Raw genomic sequence first — 21,145 nt, 5'->3', positions numbered from 1 at the left:
GCGGTACATCAGCGGATCCCGAACTCCTTGCCGAGGAAGTCGAAGATCTCGTCGTCGCTGGACGACTCGAGCTTGTCCATGACGGCGGTCCCCTCCGTCAGGCCTCGGATTTCCTTCCACTTCGTCATGACGGCCTCGAGCCGCGCTGTGACTTTGCCGGAGTCGCCCTCGGACACCGCCGCCGTGCTCAGCACCGACTCCAGCCGGTCCAGCTCGGCCAGCAGCGGCAGCTGCTCGGCCTCGGCCGGCGCGATGGCCTGCCGCAGATGGCCGGCCAGCGCGATCGGGGTCGGGTAGTCGAACACCACGGTCGCCGAGATCGCCCGGCCGGTCGCGGCGGTGAGCCGGTTGCGCAGCTCCACGCCGGTCAGCGAGTCGAACCCGAGGTCGGAGAACGCCCGGTCGGGCTCGACGGCGTCGGCCGACGGATAGCCCAGGGCCCGCGCCGCCTCGGTCCGGACCAGGTCGATCAGCACCCGGTCCTGGTCCGCGGCGGACAGCCCGGCCAGTTGCACGGCCAGTTCGCCGCCGGCGCCGGTCCCGGCCGACTCCTCGCGGGCCGCGGCCAGCGCCGCCGCCACCTCCGGCAGCCCCTCGATCAGCGGGCTGGGCCGGCGCAGCGTGAACAGCGGGGCGAAGGTGGCCCAGTCGACGTCGACGACGGTGAGCAGGTCCTCGCCGGCGTCCACGGCCTGCGCCAGGGCCTGCATGGCCAGCCGCGGGTCGAGCAGCTTCAGGCCGCGCTTGACCATCCGCTCGGCGTCCTCGACGGCGGTCATGCCGCCGCCGCCCCACGGGCCCCAGGACACCGAGAGAGCGGGCCGGCCCTCGGCGCGGCGGTTCTCCATCATCGAGTCCAGATACGCGTTGCCCGCGGCGTAGCTGGGCTGCATCGCGCTGCCCCAGACCGCGGCGATGGAGGAGAAGACCACGAACGCGTCCAGATCGGCGTCCCGGGTCAGCTCGTCCAGCAGCGCCGCGCCGTCGGCCTTGGCCCCGCACACCGCCGCCTGCTCGGCGAGCGTGGTGTCGGCGATGTAGGTGGCCTGGCCGACGCCGGCGGTGTGCATGACGGCGGTCAGCGCCGGGCCGGTCGCGGCGATCCGGGCCAGCAGGCCCTGCACGGCCTCGCGGCGCGAGGTGTCGCAAGCCACGAGGTCGACCGCGGTCCCGGCGGCGGCGAGCTGTGCCGCCAGGCCCGCGACGTTCGCGGCGGCCGGGCCGGAACGGCTGCACAGCACCACCCGGTCGGCACCGCGCTCGGCGACCCAGCGGCCGACGTGGCCGCCGATCGCACCGGTGCCGCCGGTGATCAGGACACTGCCGCGCGGAGTCCACTCGCGCCCGGAACGCGCCGCCGGGGCATGCGTGAGGCGGCGGCCGAAGATGCCGGCGGCGCGGACCGCGAGCTGGTCCTCGCCGGTGTCGCCGGTCGGCGTCGCCAGCACCGCGCACAGCTTGGCGGCGATCTGGTCGTCCCACTCCTGCGGGAGGTCGACCAGGCCGCCCCAGCGCTCGGGGTGCTCCAGGCCGACGACGCGGCCCAGGCCCCAGATCTGGCCCTGCACCGGGTGCGCGACGGCCTCGCCCCGGTCGGTGGCGACGGCGCCACTGGTCAGCGCCCACAGCGGGGCGGCGATGTCGGCGTCGCCGAGCGCCTGGGCCAGGACCAGGGTGCCGCCGACGCCGAACGGGACGCCCGGCAGGTCGGGCAGCGGGGTCTCGGCGTGCGCCAGGAGCGAGACCACACCGGCCAGTCGACCTTCTTCGAAGCCTGCGAAGGTCTCGGCGAGGCGCGCGGTCAGCGCGGCGCGGTCGAGGTCGGCGGCGGTGAACTCGAAGGTCCGGACCTCGGCCCCGCGGGCGCCCAACGCCTGGGCCAGATCGGCGGTCGGGTGCCCGGCCGGGGCGATCAGGAGCCAGGTGCCGTCGAGCACAGCAGCGGCCGGCTCCGGGACCGGGGCCCAGGAGACGCGGTAGCGCCAGTCGGCGACGGCCGAGTCCGCGCGTTCCCGGCGGCGCCAGGACGCCAGGGCCGGGAGCAGATCGGCGAGCCGGTCGCCGTCGATGGCGAGAGTGTCAGCGAGCTGCGACACGTCGCCGCCCTCGACCGCCGACCAGAACTCGGCCTCGGCGCCGGTGGCCTCGGCGGCCTTGCCGCCGTAGACCTGCGTGACCTGCGGCCAGAAGCTCTGGTGCTGGAAGGCGTAGGTCGGCAGATCGATCCGGTCGCCGGTGCCGAGCACCGCCGGCCAGTCGACGCCGATGCCCTGCACGTGGGCCCGCGCCAAGGCGGTCGCGACGGTCACCGGGGCCGGGGACTTCGAGCGGAGCAGCGGGATGAAGGTCGCACCGGTCTCGGCGGGCACGGCCGCCGAGCCGATCGCCGAGAGCGTGCCGTCCGGCCCGATCTCGATGTAGACGGTGATCCCGCGCTCGGCGAGGGCGTTGACGGCGTCGGCGAAACGCACCGGCTGGCGGGCCTGCTCGGTCCAGTAGGACGGGGCGACCTCGCCGATCGCGGCCTGGGCCCACGGGATCCGCGCCGCGGAATGCGTCACCGTGTTGGCGACGCCACCGAGTTCTTCGAGGATCGGGTCCATGTGGTGGGAGTGGAAGGCGTGGCTGACGCGCAGCGGGCGCACCCGGCGCTCGCGTCCGCGCCAGAGCTCTGCGATGGCGTCGACCTCGGCGGCGTCACCGGAGACGACCGTGGCCATCGGGCCGTTGACCGCACCGATCGCGACGTTCCCGGTGAGGGTTTCGAGGACTTCGGCCTCCGTCGCGGCGATCGAGCACATCGCGCCGCCCTCGGGCAGCGCCTGCATCAGGCGCGCGCGGGTGGCGACCAGGCGGCAGGCGTCTTCGAGCGACAGCACTCCGGCCGCCCAAGCGGCCGCGATCTCGCCGACGGAGTGGCCCGCGACCGCGTCGGGGCGGACCCCGGCGGCCGTGAGCATCTCGACCAGCGCCACCTGGACCGCGAACAATCCGGTCTGGGCAAAGACGGTCTGGTCGGCGTCGACATCCTTGGCCCGGCCGAGGACGACGTCGGCGACCGGAAGACCCAGCTCCGCTTCGAGGATGGCCGCGACCCGATCAAAGGACTCTGCGAACACCGGCGAGGCCGCGTACAGGCTGCGGCCCATTCCGGCCCGCTGGGCGCCCTGACCGGAGAACAGGTAGCCGACCCGGGCGCCGGTCTTCGCGACGCCGACGACCGGTCCGGACTGCTTGGTCGCGACGGCCGCCAGACCCGCCGTCAGCTCCTCGCGAGTCCGGCCGATCACCACCGCGCGGTTGTCGAACCGGGCGCGGGCAGTCGCCAGCGAGTAGGCGACGTCCTCGGTCTCGACCGCTTCCGCGAGCACGAACTCCCGCAGCCGGCCGGCCTGCGCCGCCAGCCCCTCGGAACCCCGGCCGGAGATCACCCACGCGGACACGTCGGCACCGCCGAGCACCGGCTGCTTCTCGGCCGCCGCTTCCTCAATGTTCTCAACGTTCTCAACGGCTTCAGTGGCTTCAGTGGCTTCCGGATCCTCGATCGCCACCTCGGCCGGCAGCTCCGGCGCTTCCTCCACGATCACGTGCGCGTTGGTCCCGCTGATGCCGAACCCTGACACACCCGCGCGCCGCACCTTCCCGCCGCCGGGCCACGGCACCGGCGCGGCCAGCAGCCGCACGTCGCCCTCGGTCCAGTCGATGTGCGGCGAGGGGTCCTCGACGTGCAGGGTCTGCGGCAGCACCTCGTGCCGCATCGCCAGCACCACCTTGATGATCCCGGCGACGCCGGCGGCGGCCTGCGCGTGGCCGATGTTGGACTTCACCGAGCCCAGCCACAGCGGCTTGTCCTCGGCGCGGCCCTGGCCGTAGGTGGCCATCAGGGCCTGGGCCTCGATCGGGTCGCCGAGCGGGGTGCCGGTGCCGTGCGCCTCCACCACGTCGACGTCGGTGGGCGTCAGGCGGGCGTTGGCCAGAGCGGCGCGGATGACGCGCTGCTGCGAAGGGCCGTTCGGCGCGGTCAGGCCGTTGCTCGCGCCGTCCTGGTTCACCGCGCTGCCGCGCACCACCGCGAGCACCGGATGCCCGTTGCGCTGGGCGTCGGACAGCCGCTCCACGATCAGGGTGCCGACGCCTTCGCCCATCCCCATCCCGTCGGCCGCCGCGGAGAACGCCTTCGACCGGCCGTCGGCGGCCAGGCCGCGCTGCCGGGAGAACCCGATCAGCTCGCGCGGCGTCGCCATGATGGTCACGCCGCTCACCAGGGCCAGCGCGCACTCGCCGGAGCGCAGCGCCTGACCGGCCAGGTGCATCGCGACCAGCGAGGAGGAGCAGGCGGTGTCGACGGTGACCGCCGGGCCCTCCAGCCCCAGGGCGTAGGACACCCGGCCGGACAGGATGCTGGTCGCGTTGCCGGTGACCAAGTGTCCTTCGACGCCTTCGGCGCCGTCCCGCACGGCCGCCATGCCCAGGGCCTCGTAGCCGGAGCCATAGCCGCCGACGAAGACGCCGGTGCGGGACCCGCGCAGCGAGTGCGGGTCAATACCCGCGCGCTCCAGGGCCTCCCAGGACGTCTCCAGCAGCAGCCGCTGCTGCGGGTCCATCGCCAGCGCCTCGCGCGGACTGATCGCGAAGAACGCCGGGTCGAACTCGGTCGCGCGCTGCACGTAGCCGCCCTCGCGGACGTAGGAGGTGCCGGCGTGGTCCGGGTCCGGGTGGTAGAGGGCTTCGACGTCCCAGCCGCGATCCGCGGGCAGCGGCGAGATCCCCTCGGCGGCGTTCTCCAGCAGCCGCCACAGATCCTCGGGGCTGCGCACGCCGCCGGGGAACCGGCAGCCCATGCCGACGATCGCCAGCGGTTCGGCCGGGTCCGCGCCCGGGCCGGACGCGGTCGGACCGGCCGGCGCGTCGGTTCCGGTGGCGGCGCCGGCGCCGGCCAGCGCGCCGAGCATCTCAGAACGCAGATACGCGGCCAGCACGGTCGGCGTCGGGTAGTCGAACAGCAGGGTGGCCGGCAGCCGCAGCCCGGTCGCGGCGCTGACCTGGTTGCGCAGCTCCACCGAGGTCAGCGAGTCGAACCCGAGCTCGCTGAACGGCCGGTCCGGTTCCACCGCCTCGGCCGAGGGGTAGTTCAGCACCGCGGCGGCCTCGGCGCGGACCAGGTCCGTCAGCGTCCGTTCCTGCTCGGCGGGAAGCAGGCCGGCCAGCTGCCGGACCAGGTCGCCGTCCGCCGCCCCGCCGCGGCTGTCCGAAGCGCCGCCGGGGTTCGCCAGGTTCCGCACCACGTCCGGCAGATCGCGGACCATCGGGTGCTGGCGCAGCTCGGCGGCGGCGGGCGCGGTGCACAGCTGCGCCCAGTCGATGTCGATCACGGTCACTGTGACGTCGTCGGGGTTGTCCAGGGCCTGGCCCAAAGCCCGCACCGCGAGCTCGGGGGCCATCAGGACCTCCCACTTGTTGCGGCGCAGCCGGGCCCGGGCGGCGTCAGTGGCCTGCGACACGCCGCCGCCGGCCCACGGGCCCCAGGCCACCGACAGGCCGGGCAGCCCGGCCGCGCGCCGCTTCTCCACCAGGCCGTCCAGGTAGGCGTTGGCCGCGGCGTAGTTGCCCTGGCCGCCGCCGCCGAAGGTGGCCGCCGCCGAGGAGAACACGACGAACGCGTCCAGGTCGGCGTCCCGGGTCAGCTCGTCCAGCCAGGCCGCGCCGGCCGCCTTGGCGCCGAGCGTGGTGGCCAGGCGCGGGACGCTCTGCCGGTCCAGCACGCCGTCGTCCAGGACGCCGGCGCTGTGGATCACGGTGGACAGCGGCGGACCGTCGGCGGCGATGCGGCCGAGCACGCCGGCCACGTCGGAGCGCCGCGCGGTGTCGCAGCTGGCCACCACCACGTCGGTGCCCGAGCCGGCCAGCGCGGCGGCCAGCTCCGGAACCCCGGCCGCCTCGGCGCCGGACCGGCTGGTCAGCACGATCCGCTCGGCGCCGCGGCCGGTGAGCCAGCGGCCGACGTGGCCGCCGATCGCGCCGGTGCCGCCGGTGATCAGCACGGTGCCGCCGGGCGTCCAGGTCCGGGACTGCCGGGCCTGCGGGGCGCGCACCAGGCGGCGGCCCAGGATTCCGCTGCCGCGCACGGCGATCTGGTCCTCGACCACATGGGTGAGCAGGCCGCAGAAGCGGTGCGCGATCCGGTCGTCCCACGCCGCCGGCAGGTCGATCAGACCGCCCCAGCGGTCCGGGTGCTCCAGCGCGACGACCCGGCCCAGGCCCCAGATCTCGGACAGCACCGCGCTGGTCACGGGCTCGCCGAGGCCGGTGGCGACGGCGCCGGTGGTCAGGATCCGCAGCGGGGCGCCGATCCCGGCGTCGCCGAGGGCCTGGAGCAGGAACAGGGTTCCGGCCACGCCGGCCGGCACGGTCGGCACGCCCGGGTAGGGCGTCTCGTCCAGCGACAGCACCGACAGGACCCCGGACACCTTGGTGTCTTCGAGCCCTGCGACCGCCGCGGTCAGCGTCGCGGCGAGCGTCGTCCGGTCCAGGGCGGGATCGGTGACCGCGACCGGGATCTGGACGACGTGCGCGCCGTGCTCGGTCAGCGCGCGGACCAGCGCTGCCAGCCACGGATCGGCGGTGTGGCTCTCCGGGACGGCGAGCAGCCAGCTCCCGGTCAGCGCCGCGGAGGCCGGTTCGGGCAGTTGCACCCAGGTGACGCGGTAGCGCCAGTCGCCGACGACGGAGTCGGCGCGTTCCCGGCGGCGCCAGGTCGCCAGGGCGGGCAGCAGGTCGTTGAGCGGCAGCCGGCCGTCGATGGCCAGCTCCTCGGCGAGTTCGCGCAGGTCGCCGTCCTCCACCGCGGCCCAGAACCGGGCCTCGGCGGCGTCGGCGGTGGTCTCGGCGGCGGCCTGCGTCGTCGAACCCTGCATCCAGTATCGGCGGCGCTGGAAGGCGTAGGTGGGCAGCGGGACGCGTTCGCCGCCGCCGAGGACGGCGCGCCAGTCGACCTGGACGCCGGCGACGTGGGCCCGGGCCAGCGCGGTGAGCAGCCCGGCGGCGCCGGACTCCTCGCGGGTGACCGTGCCGGTGACGACCGTCCCGGTGGCGCCGGACTCGTCGGCGCACTCGGTGACGGCGCCGGTGAGGGTCGGCTGCGCGGAGACCTCGATGAAGGCGCGGTAGCCGTTCTGCGCGAGATCGACGACGGCGTCGGCGAAACGGACCTGCTCGCGGACGTTGGTGTACCAGTACCCCGCGTCGAGCTCGGCGCCGGACACCCAGCGGTTGTGCGCGGTGGAGTAGAAGGAGATCGCGCCGTCGGCGGGGCGGATTCCGGACAGCGCCTCGCGCAGCGTCGCCTCGATCGGCTCGACGCGCGGCGAGTGGGCCACGAAGTCGGCCGTGGCCGGGACGCGCCAGCGCAGGATGCGCCGCTTGGACAGCTTGGCCTCGAAGGCGTCGAGGTCGGCCGGGACGCCGGAGACGACGGTCGCGGCCGGGGAGTTGACGGCGGCGACGGTGATCCGGTCGGCGAAGCCGGTCTCCTCGATGACGGTCACGACCGCCTGCTCGGGCATGACCACCGCGAGCAGGCCGCCGGAGGCGTTGAGGTCGGCGAGCGCCTTGGCGCGGGTGACGACGACCTTGGCGCCGTCCTGGATCGAGAGGATCCCGGCGACGGTGGCGGCGGCGATCTCGCCCTGGGAGTGGCCTATGACAGCTTCCGGATTCACTCCGGCTGCCTGCCAGAGGGCTGCGAGGGAGACCATCACGGCCCACATCACCGGTTGGGCGAGGTCGGCGGTGTCGAGCGGTTCGCTGTTCTCGATGACGTCGAGCAGCGACCAGTCGACCAATGGCGCCAAGGCGTCGGCGCACTCGGCGAGGCGGGCGGCGAAGACCGGGGAGTCCGCGAGCAGCTCGCGGCCCATGCCGGCCCACTGGCTGCCCTGGCCGGGGAAGACGAAGACCGTGCGGCCGCCGAAGGATCCGGCGGACCCCGTGACCACGCCCGGCGCGGCCTGTCCGGTCGCGACGGCGGCGAGTCCGGCGGCGAGCGTGCCGCGGTCGGAGCCGACGACCACCGCGCGGTGCTCGAACGTGGAGCGGGAGGTCGCCAGCGACCAGCCGACGTCGGTCGGTGCGAGGCCGGGCCGGGCGAGGACGAACTCGCGGAGTCGGCCGGCCTGGCCGGTCAGGCCGTCGGTGCTGCGGCCCGAGACGGGCCAGGCGGTCACCGGGCACCAGGGGGCGAGCAGGGTCGGGGCGGAGTTCCGGGCCTCGTCAGGGTTCTGTGTCGCCTCGGTGGTGGTGGCGGTGGCGGTGGCGTCCGAGGTGTTGTCGGAGGTGTCGTCGCCTTCGGCGGTGGCACCGGCGACGACGGGTGCGTAGAGCGGCGCCTCTTCGAGAATGATGTGCGCGTTGGTGCCGCTGACGCCGAACGACGAGACGCCGGCGCGGCGGACCCGCTCACCGCCGGTGGGCCACGGCACGGCCTCGGTCAGCAGCTGCACGTCCCCGGCCGACCAGTCGATGTGCGGCGAGGGCTCGTCGATGTGCAGGGTCTGCGGCAGCAGCTCGTTGCGCAGCGCCATGACCATCTTGATGATGCCGGCCGAGCCGGCCGCGGCCTGCGCGTGGCCGATGTTGGACTTCACAGAGCCCAGATACATCGGCTGCCCCTCGGGGCGGCCCTGGCCGTAGGTGGCGATCACGGCCTGCGCCTCGATCGGGTCGCCGAGCGTGGTGCCGGAGCCGTGGCCCTCGACCACGTCGACGTCGTTGGTCGTGATCCTGGCGTTGGCCAGCGCGGCGCGGATGACCCGCTGCTGCGAGGGGCCGTTGGGGGCGGTGAGGCCGTTGCTCGCGCCGTCCTGGTTGACCGCGGTGCCGCGGATGACCGCCAGTACCGGGTGGCCGTTGGCGCGGGCGTCGGACAGGCGCTCGACCAGGATCATGCCGGCGCCCTCGGAGATGCCCATGCCGTCGGCGGCGCCGGCGTAGGACTTGCAGCGGCCGTCCTCGGCCAGGCCGCGCTGGCGGCTGGTCCACACGAACAGCTCCGGGCTGGCCGAGACGAACGCGCCGCCGGCCAGGGCCAGCGAGCACTCGCCGCTGCGCAGCGCCTGGCAGGCCAGGTGCAGCGCGACGTGGGTCGAGGAGCAGGCGGTGTCGACGGTGACGGCGGGGCCCTCCAGGCCCAGGGTGTAGGAGACCCGGCCGGAGATGACACTGGTGGTGGTGCCGGTCAGCAGGTGCGCTTCGAGGTTCTCGGCGTCGTCGGAGGGGGCCAGGCCGTAGCCGGCGAAGCTGGCGCCGGCGAACACGCCGGTGGCCGTGCCGCGCAGCGAGTGCGGGTCGATGCCGGCGCGCTCCAGGGCTTCCCAGGAGACTTCGAGCAGCAGGCGCTGTTGCGGGTCCATGGCCAGCGCCTCGCGCGGGCTGATGCCGAAGAATCCGGCGTCGAAGTCCGTGGCCTCGTGCAGGAAGCCGCCGTGCCGGACGTAGGAGGTGCCGGTGTGGCCGGGGTCCGGGTCGTAGATGCTGTCGATGTCCCAGCCGCGGTTGGTCGGGAAGGCGCCGATGGCGTCGCCGCCGGAGGCCAGCAGGTCCCAGAGCTCCTCGGGAGTGCTGATGCCGCCCGGGAAGCGGCAGCCGAGGCCGACGATGGCGATCGGGTCGTCGGCGCCGGTCCGGTCGAAGCCGGCGGTGGCCTGGGGGCGCGCGGCCTCGTCGTCGGCACCGATGCCGAGCAGGCCGGTGCGCAGGAACTCGGCCAGGACGGCGGAGGTCGGGTAGTCGAACAGCAGGGTGGCGGGCAGCCGCAGACCGGTGACGGCGCCGAGGCGGTTGCGCAGCTCGACCGAGGTCAGCGAGTCGAAACCGAGCTCGCTGAAGGCGCGGTTCGGCTCGACGGCGGCGGCCGACGGGTACTTCAGGACGTCGGCGGCCTGGCCGCGCACCAGTTCGGTGAGCAGGCGGTCCTGGTCGGCGCGGCTCAGGGTCTTGATCTGCTCGGCCAGCGCGCCGTCGCTCTCGGCGGCGCCCTGCGCGGCCGCGGCGGCCAGCGCCTGCCGGACCTCGGGCAGCGCCTCGATCAGCGGGCTGGGGCGGCGCAGGGTGAAGGTCGGCGCGAACTTCTCCCAGTCCACGTCGGCGATCGTGACCTGGAGGTCGTCGGCGTCCAGGGCGCGGCCGAGGGCGGCCACGGCGCGGGCCGGGTCCAGCGGCGTCAGGCCTCTGCGTTGCATCTGGGCGCCGGCGTCGCCGTCCGCGATGCCGTCGCCGGCCCAGGGGCCCCAGGCGACGGCGGTGGCGGTGCGGCCGGCCGCGCGGCGGGCCTCGACCAGGGCGTCGAGATGCGCGTTGGCGGCGGCGAAGCCGGGCTGCTGGGCACCGCCCCAGGTCGCGGCGGCGGAGGAGAAGAGGACGAAGGCTTCGAGCTGGAGGTCCGTGGTGAGGTCGTCGAGCAGGCGGGCGCCGGCGATCTTCGCGTCGGCGACGTCGGCCAGATCGGCGAGGGTGGTGTCGGCGACCTGGGTGGTCTGGCTGACGCCGGCCAGGTGGAACACGGCGGTCAGCGGCGGCCCGGAGGCGGCGATGCTGTTCAGGACAGTGGAGATCGCAGAGCGCTGGGTCACGTCGCAGGACACGATGTCGATTGCCACGCCGGAGGGTGCGGTGGCGGCGACCGCGAGGTCGGCGGCCAGGGCGGCGGCTTCGGCGGCGGAGGCGCCGGAACGGCTGGCCAGAATGATCCGCTCGGCACCGCGGTCGGCGAGCCAGCGGGCGACGTGGCGGCCCAGCGCTCCGGTGCCGCCGGTGACCAGGACGGTGCCGTGCGGGGTCCACGTGCGCTTGGACGCGGCCTGCGGGGCGCGGGCCAGGCGGCGTGCGAGGAGACCGGATTCGCGCACGGCGACCTGGTCCTCGCCGAGCCCGGCCAGCGCGGCGGCGAAGCGGGAGGCGATCCGGTCGTCCCGGACCGGCGGGAGGTCGATCAGACCGCCCCAGCGCTCCGGGTGCTCCAGACCGGCGACGCGGCCCAGGCCCCAGAGCTGGGCCTGGAACGGGTCGGCGACCGGGTCGCCGGCGACGGCCGAGACAGCTCCCTGAGTCACGGTCCACAGCGGGGCGGAGATGTCCGCGTCGCCGAGGGCCTGGATCAGGATCAGGGTCGTCGCGAGGCTGGGGACGACGCCAGCGGTGGTGGGGGTGGAGGGGGCGCCGGCGGTGGTGGGGTCGTTGGTGGCGGCGGTGTCGCTCGTGATGGCGGTGTCGCCAGCGGCTGCCGCGGGGAAGGAGAGCACGCCGGCGAGCTCGGTCTGTGCGGCGAGCTCGGCCAGGCGGGCCGCCAGGACTTCGCGATCGAGATCGGCGGCACCGGTTTCGAGGAGCACGACCTGCGCGCCCCGGTCGGTCAGGGCCCTGATCTCGTCGTGGGCGTCGGCCCCGGCCGGCACGACGGCGAGCCAGGTCCCGGACAGCACCGCCGAGCCCGGGTCGGTGACCGCCGACCAGGTGATGCGGTAGCGCCAGTCGGAGGCGGCGGAGTCGGCGCGCTCGCGGCGGCGCCAGGACGCCAGGGCCGGAAGCAGGTCGCCGGCGCGGTCGGTGTCCAGCGCCAGGGCGTCGGCGAGGCGGGAGACGTCGCCGTCCTCGACCGCGGCCCACAGCTCGTCGTCGGCCGGGTTGCCGGCGATGGTGGCCGCCAGCGGCTTGAGCCAGAAGCGGCGGTGCTGGAAGGCGTAGGTGGGCAGGTCCACGCGGGTGCCGTCGCCGCCGAGGATCGCGCGCCAGTCGAGGGCGACGCCCTGGACGTGCACGGCGGCGAACGACGCCAGCAGCCCGGTGGCGCCGGCGTCCTCGCGGGTGATCGTGCCGGACACCACCGGCGCGGGCAGGTCGGCCTCCTGCACGGTCTCGGTGATCGAGCCGGTCAGCGTCGGCTGCGCGGAGATCTCCAGGAAGGTGCGGTGTCCGGCCTGCGCCAGCTCGGCGACGGCGTCGGCGAAGCGGACCTGCTCGCGGACGTTGGCGTACCAGTACGCGGCGCCGAGTTCGGGACCGGCCATCCAGCGGCTGTGCGCCGTGGAGTAGAAGGCGATCCTGCTCTCGGCGGGGCGGATGCGCGCCAGTTCGCGGGTCAGCTCGGGCTCGATGCGCTCCACGCGCGGGGAATGCGCGGCGAAGTCGGCGGTGGCCGGGACGCGCCAGCGCAGGATGCGGCGCTTGGACAGCTTCACTTCGAAGGCGTCGAGGTCTTCGGGGGTGCCGGAGACGACAGTCGCGGCCGGGGAGTTCACGGCGGCGATGGTGACGCGGTCGGCGAAGCCGGTTTCTTCGAGGACTGTCACGACCGCTGCTTCCGGCATGACCACGGAGAGCAGGCCGCCGGAGGCGTTGAGGCCGGCCAGGGCTTTGGAGCGCGCGACGACGACCTTGGCGCCGTCCGGGATCGAGAGGATCCCGGCAACGGTGGCGGCGGCGATCTCACCTTGGGAGTGGCCTATGACAGCTTCCGGATTCACTCCGGCTGCCTGCCAGAGGGCTGCGAGGGAGACCATCACGGCCCACATCACCGGTTGGGCGACGTCGGCGGTGTCGAGGGGCTCGGCGTTCTTGATGACGTCGAGCAGCGACCAGTCGACCAGGGGTGCGAGGGCTTCGGCGCACTCGGCGAGGCGAGCGGCGAAGACCGGGGAGTCCGCGAGCAGCTCGCGGCCCATGCCGGCCCACTGGCTGCCCTGGCCCGGGAAGACGAACACCGGTCGGCCGACGCCGCCGGCGACCAGCGAACCGGTGGTCAGGCCGGGCGCGCTCTGCCCGGTGGCGAGCGCGGCCAGGCCGGAGACGAGCGAGGCGCGGTCGGTGCCGGTGACCACGGCCCGGTGGTCGAACACCGACCGCGACGCGGCGAGGGACCACGCGACATCGGCCGGCTCCAATTCCGGCCGGGCCAGCGTGTACTCGCGGAGTCGGCCGGCTTGGCCGGCCAGGCCGTCGGCGCTGCGGCCGGAGACGAGCCAGACGGGGTGGGTGGAGGGGGTTTTGAGGATCGCAGGGGGTTGAGGCTGTTCGGAGGCTGTTGAGGCTGTTGCGACTGCTGAGGCTGTCGCCACCGGGGTGGTCGTGCGCTCGGTGGCGGCGCCGGACTCGGTGGCGGTGCCAGGCTCGGAGGCGGCGCCGGGCTCGCTGGAGCCGTCGGCGTCGGTCTCGGCGTCGTCGACGAAGTCCTCGGGGCCGGGCGCCTCCTCCAGGATCACGTGCGCGTTGGTCCCGCTGATCCCGAACGACGACACCCCCGCGCGCCGCGTCCGCTCCCCCGGCGCCCACGCCACCTGGTCCTGCAACAGCTGAACCTGGCCCGCGGACCAGTCGATGTGCGGCGAGGGCTCGTCGGCGTGCAGCGTGCGCGGCATCGCCTGGTTCTGGAGTGCCAGCACCGTCTTGATCAGGCCGGCCGCGCCGGCGGCGGCCTGGGTGTGGCCGATGTTGCTTTTCACAGAGCCCAGATACAGGGGACGCCCATCGGGACGGTCCTGGCCGTAGGTGGCGATCAGCGCCTGCGCCTCGATCGGGTCGCCGAGGGTGGTGGCCGAGCCGTGGGCCTCGACGACGTCGATGTCGGAGGTCGCGAGCTGGGCGTTGGCCAGCGCGGCGCGGATGACGCGCTGCTGGGCCGGGCCGTTGGGGGCGGTGAGGCCGTTGGAGGCGCCGTCCTGGTTGATGGCGCTGCCGCGGACGACCGCGAGGATCGGATGGCCGTTGCGGCGGGCGTCGGACAGCCGCTCGACGACCAGCAGACCGGCGCCCTCGGCCCACCCGGAGCCGTCGGCCGCGGCGGCGAAGGAGCGGCAGCGTCCGTCGACGGACATGCCCTTCTGCCGGGAGAACTCGACGAACATGGTGGGCGTGACGATCACCGTGACGCCGCCGGCCAACGCCAGATCGCACTCGCCGGAGCGCAGCGACTGGCAGGCCAGGTGCAGCGCCACCAGCGCCGAGGAGCAGGCGGTGTCGACGGTGACGGTCGGGCCGACCAGGCCGAGGGAGAAGGCGATGCGGCCGGACAGGACGGAGGTGGCCATGCCGGTCAGCAGGTGGCCCTCGACCTCCTGCGACTCCTCGGCGGGCTTGAGGCCGTAGCCGGAGGCGTAGGCGCCGGCGAAGACGCCGGTCTGGGAGCCCTTCAACGACTGGGGGTCGATGCCCGAGCGTTCCAGCGCCTCCCAGGCGACCTCCAGCATGAGGCGCTGCTGCGGGTCCATGGCCAGCGCTTCCCGGGGGCTGATGCCGAAGAAGCCGGCGTCGAACTCCGAGGCCTGGCGCAGGAAGCCGCCGTGCCGGGAGTAGGAGGTGCCCATCCGGTCCGGATCGGGGTCGTAGAGGGCGTCCACATCCCAGCCGCGATCGTCCGGGAAGCCGCAGATCGCGTCGCCGCCGGAGGAGAGCAGCTCCCACAGTTCCTGCGGGGCGCTGACACCGCCGGGGAAGCGGCAGCCCATGCCGACGACGGCGATCGGCTCGTGCCGCCGGCGCTCCACTTCGCGCAGGGATCGGCGGGCCTGCCGCAGGTTCGCGGTCACGAGCTTGAGATAGTCACGGAACTTGTCTTCGTTCGCCATATTCTTCGCCATCCCGATAAGCCGGCGGCCACGACAACGTCGCCCTAACGTCGCCCTACGTCGTTCTCAAGAATCGCGCAGAATCGCGCACAGCGGTGGGCCGACGCCCGCTGGAAAATGAACGGTCCACCAAGGAGCGAGCGGTTCTCACCGCTCGCTCAAGAGAATTCGCTTGGGGTGCTGCGTTTTCGCGCTGGGGAGCGCGGAGACGCTGTGGGGTGAGTGTTCAACAGCTGAAGCTTCGCGGTTGAACAGGTGCCCGGGGGGTGGGGTGGGGTGGCCGGTGGAGACTTTCGGCCGGTGTTGGCCGGGGAGACTGTCGGCCGGTTGTTGGCCGGGGAGACTGTCGGCCGGTTGTTGGCCTGTGGAAGCTGTCGGCCGGTTGTTGGCCGGCGGAGACTTTCGGCCGGTGGTTGGGGTCGCCGGGCGGTTGCTGGTGCCAGGTGGTTGTGGTTGCCAGGTGGTTGCTGGTGCCAGGCGGTTGCCGTTGCCAGGTGGTTGCGGTCGCCAGGTGGTTGCGGTCGCCTGGTGGAAGCCGTCGCCTGGGGTTACTCGGCGACCTTGGTGCGCATGGTCCAGTGGAAGTGGATCTCCCCCGGGCCGTTGTCGGAGCCGCAGGTGCGGCGTTCGAAGTGCTCGTATCCGCCCTGGTGGACGATCTTGATCTTGTCCTTTTGGGGACTCACCGACTGGATGCGGTGCATCTCCGGAAGGCTGCTCGGACCGCCTACAAGGATCGCGCGGATGTGGTTCTCGGTCTTGCTCTGTTTGGTGGCGTCCTTCACGGTGTCGGTCATGGAAGGTCCTCCAATTCAGGACTATATTCACGCGGGTGATGACCTTCGGGATGACTGTAACCGGAAGGGCGGGGGGCAGGTAGCGGGGTTCTGAACAGTGGGGGTGGTGAGGGGGTGTTGAGGGGTTGGGTTTTAGGGGGTGGGAATTGTTTATTGAGGGGAAGGAAAACCGGCCACCATAGCGGGTTGGGGTCGATCGGCGCTATGGGGCGGGGGTTCGTCGCCGGCCGCGCACGTACCTCCTCGCGTCCACCTGGCGATGACCGCGGTGGCTGCCCCCGAGGTGGGGCGGTGGGTGTGTGGAACGCGGGGTGGGGGGCTCCAGTGTCGCTGGGCTCTGATTGTGGGTGGGCACCACCTCGGCTGTAGACGGCGGTTCTAGCCTTCGCGAAGATCACGCACCTTGGTCGAGAGTGACGGGAGCTCCGAGGTGAATCAGCTGCTTGTTGATGACGTCGTTTCTGGGGTTGCGGCTGCGCTCGGGTCGGGTGGTGTTGGGGGATCTGGCAGTTCTGGGACCTCTGCCGGCTCTGCTTCGTTCGGGCGGGCGGCGGCTGGGCAGGTCGGGTTGGTGGGGCCGGTGCTGCCGCTGAGGCCGTTGCCGGAGGCTGAGGCTCGGCAGCTGTTGGGTGCTGGTTCTGGCGCGGCTGCTGGCGTGACTTCTAGCGCGGCTACTGGCGTGATGAACGCTGAGGCGCGGGCAGTGACTGTTCCCTTGTCGCTGTTGTTGCCGGGCGAGTCACCGAGGCTGGAGGGGCAGGACGCCGCACACGTCGCACGCTTGGCGGAGATCGAAGCTCCGCTGCCGCCGATCTTGGTGGATCGGCGCACGATGCGCGTGATCGACGGTACGCATCGGTTGATGGCGGCGGCGGTCAACCACCGTCCGACTATCGAGGTCGAGTTCTTTGATGGCGATCCCGCGGATGTGTTTCTGCGCGCGGTGGAGGCGAACGTCGCGCATGGGTTTCCACTGTCGCTGAACGATCGCAGGGCTGCGGCACGTCGGATACTCAGCTCGCATCGGCATCTCTCGGATCGCGCCATCGCGCAGGTTACGGGGTTGTCGGCGAAGACGATCGCGATGCTGCGGCATCAGTCGGAGGACGATGCGAGCCGGACTACGAGCCGGATCGGTCGGGATGGGCGCGCGCGGCCGCTGAATGGGATGGAGCGGAGGGCGCGGGTCGCGGAGTTGATGACGGAGCGTCCGCATGCTTCGTTGCGGGAGTTGGCGAGGATTGCGGGGGTGTCGCCGGCTACGGCGAGTGATGTGCGGAAGCGGTTGTTGCGGGGGGAGGCGCCGGGGAGGGGTGTGGGGGCGGGGGTGGGAGCGGGGGCTTTGTCGCACGCTGGTGGGGGGATCGGCGGGGTTGGGAATGGTGGTAGCGGGGCCGGGGGTGGAGTTGGGGGTGGGGTTGGAGACCGGATGGCGGCGTTGGGAGTGGAGGTGCCGAATCCGGCGCCGGTGTTGGAGAAGTTGGTGCGCGACCCGTCGCTGCGGCATACGGAGAATGGGCGGCAGCTGCTGCGGCTGATGCAGACCACTGCGATTGGAGCGAAGGAGCTGCCGACGTTGGCGAGTGCGATGCCTCCGCATTCGAAGGGGTTGGTGCGGCAGTTGGCGGAGTGCTATGCGCGGATGTGGATGGAGTTTGCGCGGGAGTTGGAGGATGAGGGGTAGGGGTGGGGGGAGGGGGAGATCAAGAGCCAGTCAAAAGCCAGATCAAAGTCAACTGCGCCTCCGGCGGCCCCTCCGGGGAGGGCCTCGCTCTGGAAAGAGTGGGGCCGGGCGGGTTGGCGCGGCCTTGGTCGGTGGTTCCGGTTTCGGTCCCGGCCTTTCCGTCGCATCGTCGCCTGAAGGAATCACACCGCCCAGGCGGTATCAAGGCGACCCTTTGTGCTTGTGCCCCGGCTGATGCGAGCCTTGACACCGCCTGGGCGGCGCGATTGGCTACGCCCGCCGACGCGACGGAAAGACCGGAACCGAAGACCTAACTTTGGGGCAAAGCAAAAGTCAAAAGCGGGGCGGCCGGTTGCGATGAGCACCGGTTTTGCTGGCCGCTGCCGGATGTGATGATGGCCAGACTTGTTTTGCTTGCCGCTGCCGGTTGTGCTGGTGGCCAGTCTTTTTTGCTGGGCCGCCGCCGGTTCTGGTCGTGGCTACGCAGTCGGTCGCGGGGCTAACTCACCCGCGAAATGTTCCACCCCGGGGGTGCGGCCTCGACCCAGGTCAGGAAGGCCATCATTGATTCGGGGGACATCGCCAGTTCCACGGACTCGCCGGCGGCGGAGCATTCCAGGACGGACCAGCCGGGTAGGAGGGTGCGGGTCTCCTCCCCCGCTGCTTCGCGGCGGCCTACGACGTCGAAGCCTCGGCGGGCGAGGCTGGTGCGGGGGCGGGGGGAGTAGCTGAAGACGCGGTAGAGCTCTACTGTCAGTTCGCGGTAGCGGCCTACGGCGAAGGACCAGCCGGAGGCGTCGCCCAGGGTGGGGATGGGGGCGAAGCGGACTGCGCAGTCGAAGGCGCCGCCGCCGCGGCGGATCAGGTGGCGGCGCATGGGGATGAAGGCCAGGGCCAGGCAGAGGATCACGATGCCGATGGCCAGGAACTCGACAGCGCTGAGCATTAGTGCTCCTCGCTGTCGGGTTCCGGGCGCATCGGGGGGCCTCAGTGGGTGCCGGCTGGGGCGTGGCCTGCCACGCGGAGCTGGGCCTCGGCGAAGCGGAGGTCCGCGTCGGCCTGGTCGCGGGTGGCCTTGTCCTCGCTGTGCTCGGAGGAGCGGGCTTCGGCGGCGAGCTGCTGGGCCGCGGCGAGGTCGATCTCGGAGGGGAGCAGGACGCTCTCCGCCAGGACGCTGACGTCGTCGCGGGCCACGGACAGGAAGCCGCCGGAGACCACTGCTTCCAGGGTGCCCTGCTCGGTGCCGCGGATGGAGACCACGGAGGGGAGCAGGATGGACAGGATCGGCTGGTGGCCCGGGAGCACGCCGGTGTCGCCTTCGGTGGTGCGGGCCACGATCATCTCCGCGGTGCCCTGCCAGACCTTGCGGTCGGCGGCCACCAGGGAGACGTTCAGCCGGCGGGCGCCGGCGTGCAGGTCGCTCATGCCCGCTCCAGCTCCTTGGCCTTCTTCTCCAGGTCGTCGAGGCCGCCGCACATGAAGAACGCCTGCTCCGGGACGTGGTCGTACTTGCCGTCGGCGATGGCGGTGAAGGCGTGGATGGTCTCGTCCAGGGGGACGAAGGAGCCCTCGATGCCGGTGAAGACCCTGGCCACGTAGGTGTTCTGGGACAGGAAGCGCTCGATGCGGCGGGCGCGCTGCACCGTGATCTTGTCCTCTTCGGACAGCTCGTCCATGCCGAGGATGGCGATGATGTCCTGCAGGTCCTTGTACTTCTGGAGGATCTGCTTCACCCGGGTCGCGCACTGGTAGTGGTCCTGGCTGATGTAGCGCGGGTCCAGGATGCGCGAGGTGGAGTCCAGCGGGTCCACCGCGGGGTAGATGCCCTTCTGGGTGATCGGACGGCTGAGCACCGTCGTCGCGTCCAGGTGGGTGAAGGTGGTGTGCGGGGCCGGGTCGGTGATGTCGTCCGCGGGGACGTAGATCGCCTGCACCGAGGTGATGGAGTGGCCCTTGGTCGAGGTGATGCGCTCCTGGAGCTCGCCCATCTCGTCGGCCAGGGTCGGCTGGTAGCCCACCGCGGAGGGCATGCGGCCCAGCAGGGTCGACACCTCCGAGCCGGCCTGGGTGAAGCGGAAGATGTTGTCGATGAACAGCAGCACGTCCTGCTTCTGCACGTCGCGGAAGTACTCCGCCATCGTCAGCGCGGACAGGGCGACGCGCAGGCGGGTGCCCGGCGGCTCGTCCATCTGGCCGTAGACCAGGGCGGTCTTCTCGATGACGCCGGTCTCGGTCATCTCCGCGATCAGGTCGTTGCCCTCGCGGGTGCGCTCGCCGACGCCGGCGAACACCGACACGCCGCCGAAGTTCTCCGCGACGCGGTAGATCAGCTCCTGGATCAGCACGGTCTTGCCCACGCCGGCGCCGCCGAACAGGCCGATCTTGCCGCCGTTCACGTACGGCGTCAGCAGGTCGATGACCTTGATGCCGGTGGTGAACATCTCGGTCTTGGAGTCCAGCTGGTCGAAGCTCGGCGCCTTGCGGTGGATGCCCCAGCGCTCGGAGACCTCGAACTTCTCGCCCTCCTTGAGGTTGAGCACCTCGCCGGTGACGTCGAAGACGTGGCCCTTGGTGATGTCGCCGACCGGCACGGTGATCGGGCCGCCGGTGTTGACCACCTCGGCGCCGCGGACCAGGCCGTCGGTGGGCTTCAGCGCGATGGCGCGGACCATGCCGTCGCCGATGTGCTGGGCCACCTCGAGGGTCAGGGTCCGGGTCTCGCCGAGGAACTCGTAGTTGATGGTGAGCGCGTTGAGCAGCTCCGGCATGGCGTCGACGGGGAACTCCACGTCGACGACCGGGCCGATGATCCGCGCGACGCGGCCCACGGCCTTCGTCGTGGTCTCAGTGGTCGCAGTCATTTCAGTCACTTCCCACATTCGCATCGGCCAGCGCGTTGGCGCCGCCCACGATCTCGCTGATTTCCTGGGTGATCTCGGCCTGCCGGGCGGCGTTCGCCAGGCGGGTGAGGTTGTCGATCAGGTCGCCGGCGTTGTCGGTCGCCGACTTCATGGCCCGCCGGCGGGCCGCGTGCTCGGAGGCGGCGGCCTGCAGCAGGGCGTTGTACATGCGCGCCCGCACGTAGTGCGGAAGCAGCGCGTTCAGCACCGTCTCCGGCGAGGGCTCGAACTCGTACAGCGGGAACACCCCGCCGGCCGGCGGCTCGCTGGTCTCCTCGTACTGCAGCGGCAGGATCCGCACCGTGACGGGCTGCTGCGACAGCATCGAGATGAACCGGGTCGACACCAGGTGGATCTCGTCGATCCCCTCGTCGGCCAGGAACGCCTCGATCACCTCGTCGGCGACGTCGCGGGCGTCCTCGTAGGAGGGGTTGTCCGAGAAGCCGACCCAGGAGCCGGCCAGCGGCCGCTCCCGGAAGGTGTTGTAGACCACGCCCTTGCGGCCGATGACGTAGCGCACCGGCTCCTTGCCCTGCTCGCGCAGCAGCTGCATCAGCTGCTCCGCCTCCTTCAGGACGTTGGCGTTGTAGCCGCCGCAGAAGCCGCGGTCACTGGTCACCACGACCACCGCGGCCTTGGGCTTGACGCCCGGCCGCGGGGCGCGCTCGGTGGTCAGCGAGTGCGCGGCGTTGGAGCGCGACGCGACCGCCGAGACGGCGCGCGTGATCTCCTCCGCGTACGGAGTGGAGGCGGCGACCTTCTGCTGCGCCTTCACGATGCGGGCCGTGGCGATCAGTTCCTGGGCGCGGGTGATCTGCTTGGTCGCCTTCACCGAGGAGATGCGCCGCCGGTAGACCCGGAGCTGGCCTCCCATGTCAGTTCACCCCTTCCCACGTCTGGTTGCTCAACGATGTCTGGGTCACCGCGATCAGGCCTTGTGCCGGGTGATGGTGGCCTGGCCGACTTCGTCCTCGTCCAGGGCCTCGACCTTGTTCTGGTCGGCGAGCAGGGTGCCGTCGCCGAGCTCGAAGCTGCGCTTGAAGGTCGCGACGGCGTCCTTGAACGCCACCACCGTGTCATCGGCCAGCTGACCGGTCTCACGGATACTGGCCAGCACACCGGCATGATCGGTCTTCAGGAAGGAGATGAACT

At 72.3% G+C, this 21,145-nt stretch carries 7 protein-coding genes and 1 pseudogene; 1 reads left to right on the top strand and 7 read right to left on the bottom strand.

What is annotated here, in order from left to right:
- Window positions 1–8: 8 nt before the first annotated feature.
- Both ABD481_RS25255 and ABD481_RS25250 read right to left on the bottom strand, forming a co-directional pair.
- A complete protein-coding gene (locus ABD481_RS25255) occupies window positions 9–14,612 on the bottom strand; it encodes a type I polyketide synthase (RefSeq protein WP_344668233.1) in 14,604 nt (4,867 codons plus the stop codon).
- Between the two features lie 548 nt (window positions 14,613–15,160).
- On the bottom strand, window positions 15,161–15,409 hold the full coding sequence (locus ABD481_RS25250) for a DUF5988 family protein (protein ID WP_344668232.1): 249 nt from the start codon (window positions 15,407–15,409) through the stop codon (window positions 15,161–15,163).
- A gap of 682 nt (window positions 15,410–16,091) precedes the next feature.
- Here ABD481_RS25250 and ABD481_RS25245 point away from each other — a divergent pair.
- Window positions 16,092–17,093, top strand: coding sequence for a transcriptional regulator (locus ABD481_RS25245; protein WP_344668231.1), 1,002 nt, complete (start codon window positions 16,092–16,094; stop codon window positions 17,091–17,093).
- A gap of 499 nt (window positions 17,094–17,592) precedes the next feature.
- On the opposite strand, the gene ABD481_RS25240 is transcribed toward ABD481_RS25245, so the two are convergent.
- From ABD481_RS25240 to ABD481_RS25220, 5 genes and pseudogenes are all read right to left on the bottom strand, one after another.
- On the bottom strand, window positions 17,593–18,039 hold the full coding sequence (locus tag ABD481_RS25240) for a DUF2550 domain-containing protein (protein WP_344668230.1): 447 nt from the start codon (window positions 18,037–18,039) through the stop codon (window positions 17,593–17,595).
- Window positions 18,040–18,080: 41 nt separating this feature from the next.
- Window positions 18,081–18,518: a F0F1 ATP synthase subunit epsilon gene (locus ABD481_RS25235; RefSeq protein WP_344668229.1), complete on the bottom strand. Its 438-nt coding sequence runs from the start codon at window positions 18,516–18,518 to the stop codon at window positions 18,081–18,083.
- On the bottom strand, window positions 18,515–19,954 hold the full coding sequence (gene atpD / locus ABD481_RS25230) for a F0F1 ATP synthase subunit beta (protein WP_344668228.1): 1,440 nt from the start codon (window positions 19,952–19,954) through the stop codon (window positions 18,515–18,517). Before atpD ends, ABD481_RS25235 begins: the two co-directional genes overlap by 4 nt.
- Window position 19,955: 1 nt before the next feature.
- Complete coding sequence (locus ABD481_RS25225; RefSeq protein WP_344668227.1) at window positions 19,956–20,867, bottom strand: F0F1 ATP synthase subunit gamma; 912 nt, start codon at window positions 20,865–20,867, stop codon at window positions 19,956–19,958.
- Window positions 20,868–20,921: 54 nt separating this feature from the next.
- Window positions 20,922–21,145: pseudogene (locus tag ABD481_RS25220) on the bottom strand (F0F1 ATP synthase subunit alpha); the annotation flags it as partial.

The organism is Catenulispora yoronensis (assembly GCF_039531695.1).
Lineage (GTDB): Bacteria > Actinomycetota > Actinomycetes > Streptomycetales > Catenulisporaceae > Catenulispora > Catenulispora yoronensis.
Note: the sequence above shows the minus strand (reverse complement) of the source record. Positions and strands in the feature narration are given on the sequence as shown.

Coding starts and splice junctions, on each gene's coding strand:
- ABD481_RS25255 (WP_344668233.1), bottom strand. CDS start 14,612: ATGGCGAACGAAGACAAGTTCCGTGACTATCTCAAGCTCGTGACCGCG.
- ABD481_RS25250 (WP_344668232.1), bottom strand. CDS start 15,409: ATGACCGACACCGTGAAGGACGCCACCAAACAGAGCAAGACCGAGAAC.
- ABD481_RS25245 (WP_344668231.1), top strand. CDS start 16,092: ATGAACGCTGAGGCGCGGGCAGTGACTGTTCCCTTGTCGCTGTTGTTG.
- ABD481_RS25240 (WP_344668230.1), bottom strand. CDS start 18,039: ATGCTCAGCGCTGTCGAGTTCCTGGCCATCGGCATCGTGATCCTCTGC.
- ABD481_RS25235 (WP_344668229.1), bottom strand. CDS start 18,518: ATGAGCGACCTGCACGCCGGCGCCCGCCGGCTGAACGTCTCCCTGGTG.
- atpD (WP_344668228.1), bottom strand. CDS start 19,954: ATGACTGCGACCACTGAGACCACGACGAAGGCCGTGGGCCGCGTCGCG.
- ABD481_RS25225 (WP_344668227.1), bottom strand. CDS start 20,867: ATGGGAGGCCAGCTCCGGGTCTACCGGCGGCGCATCTCCTCGGTGAAG.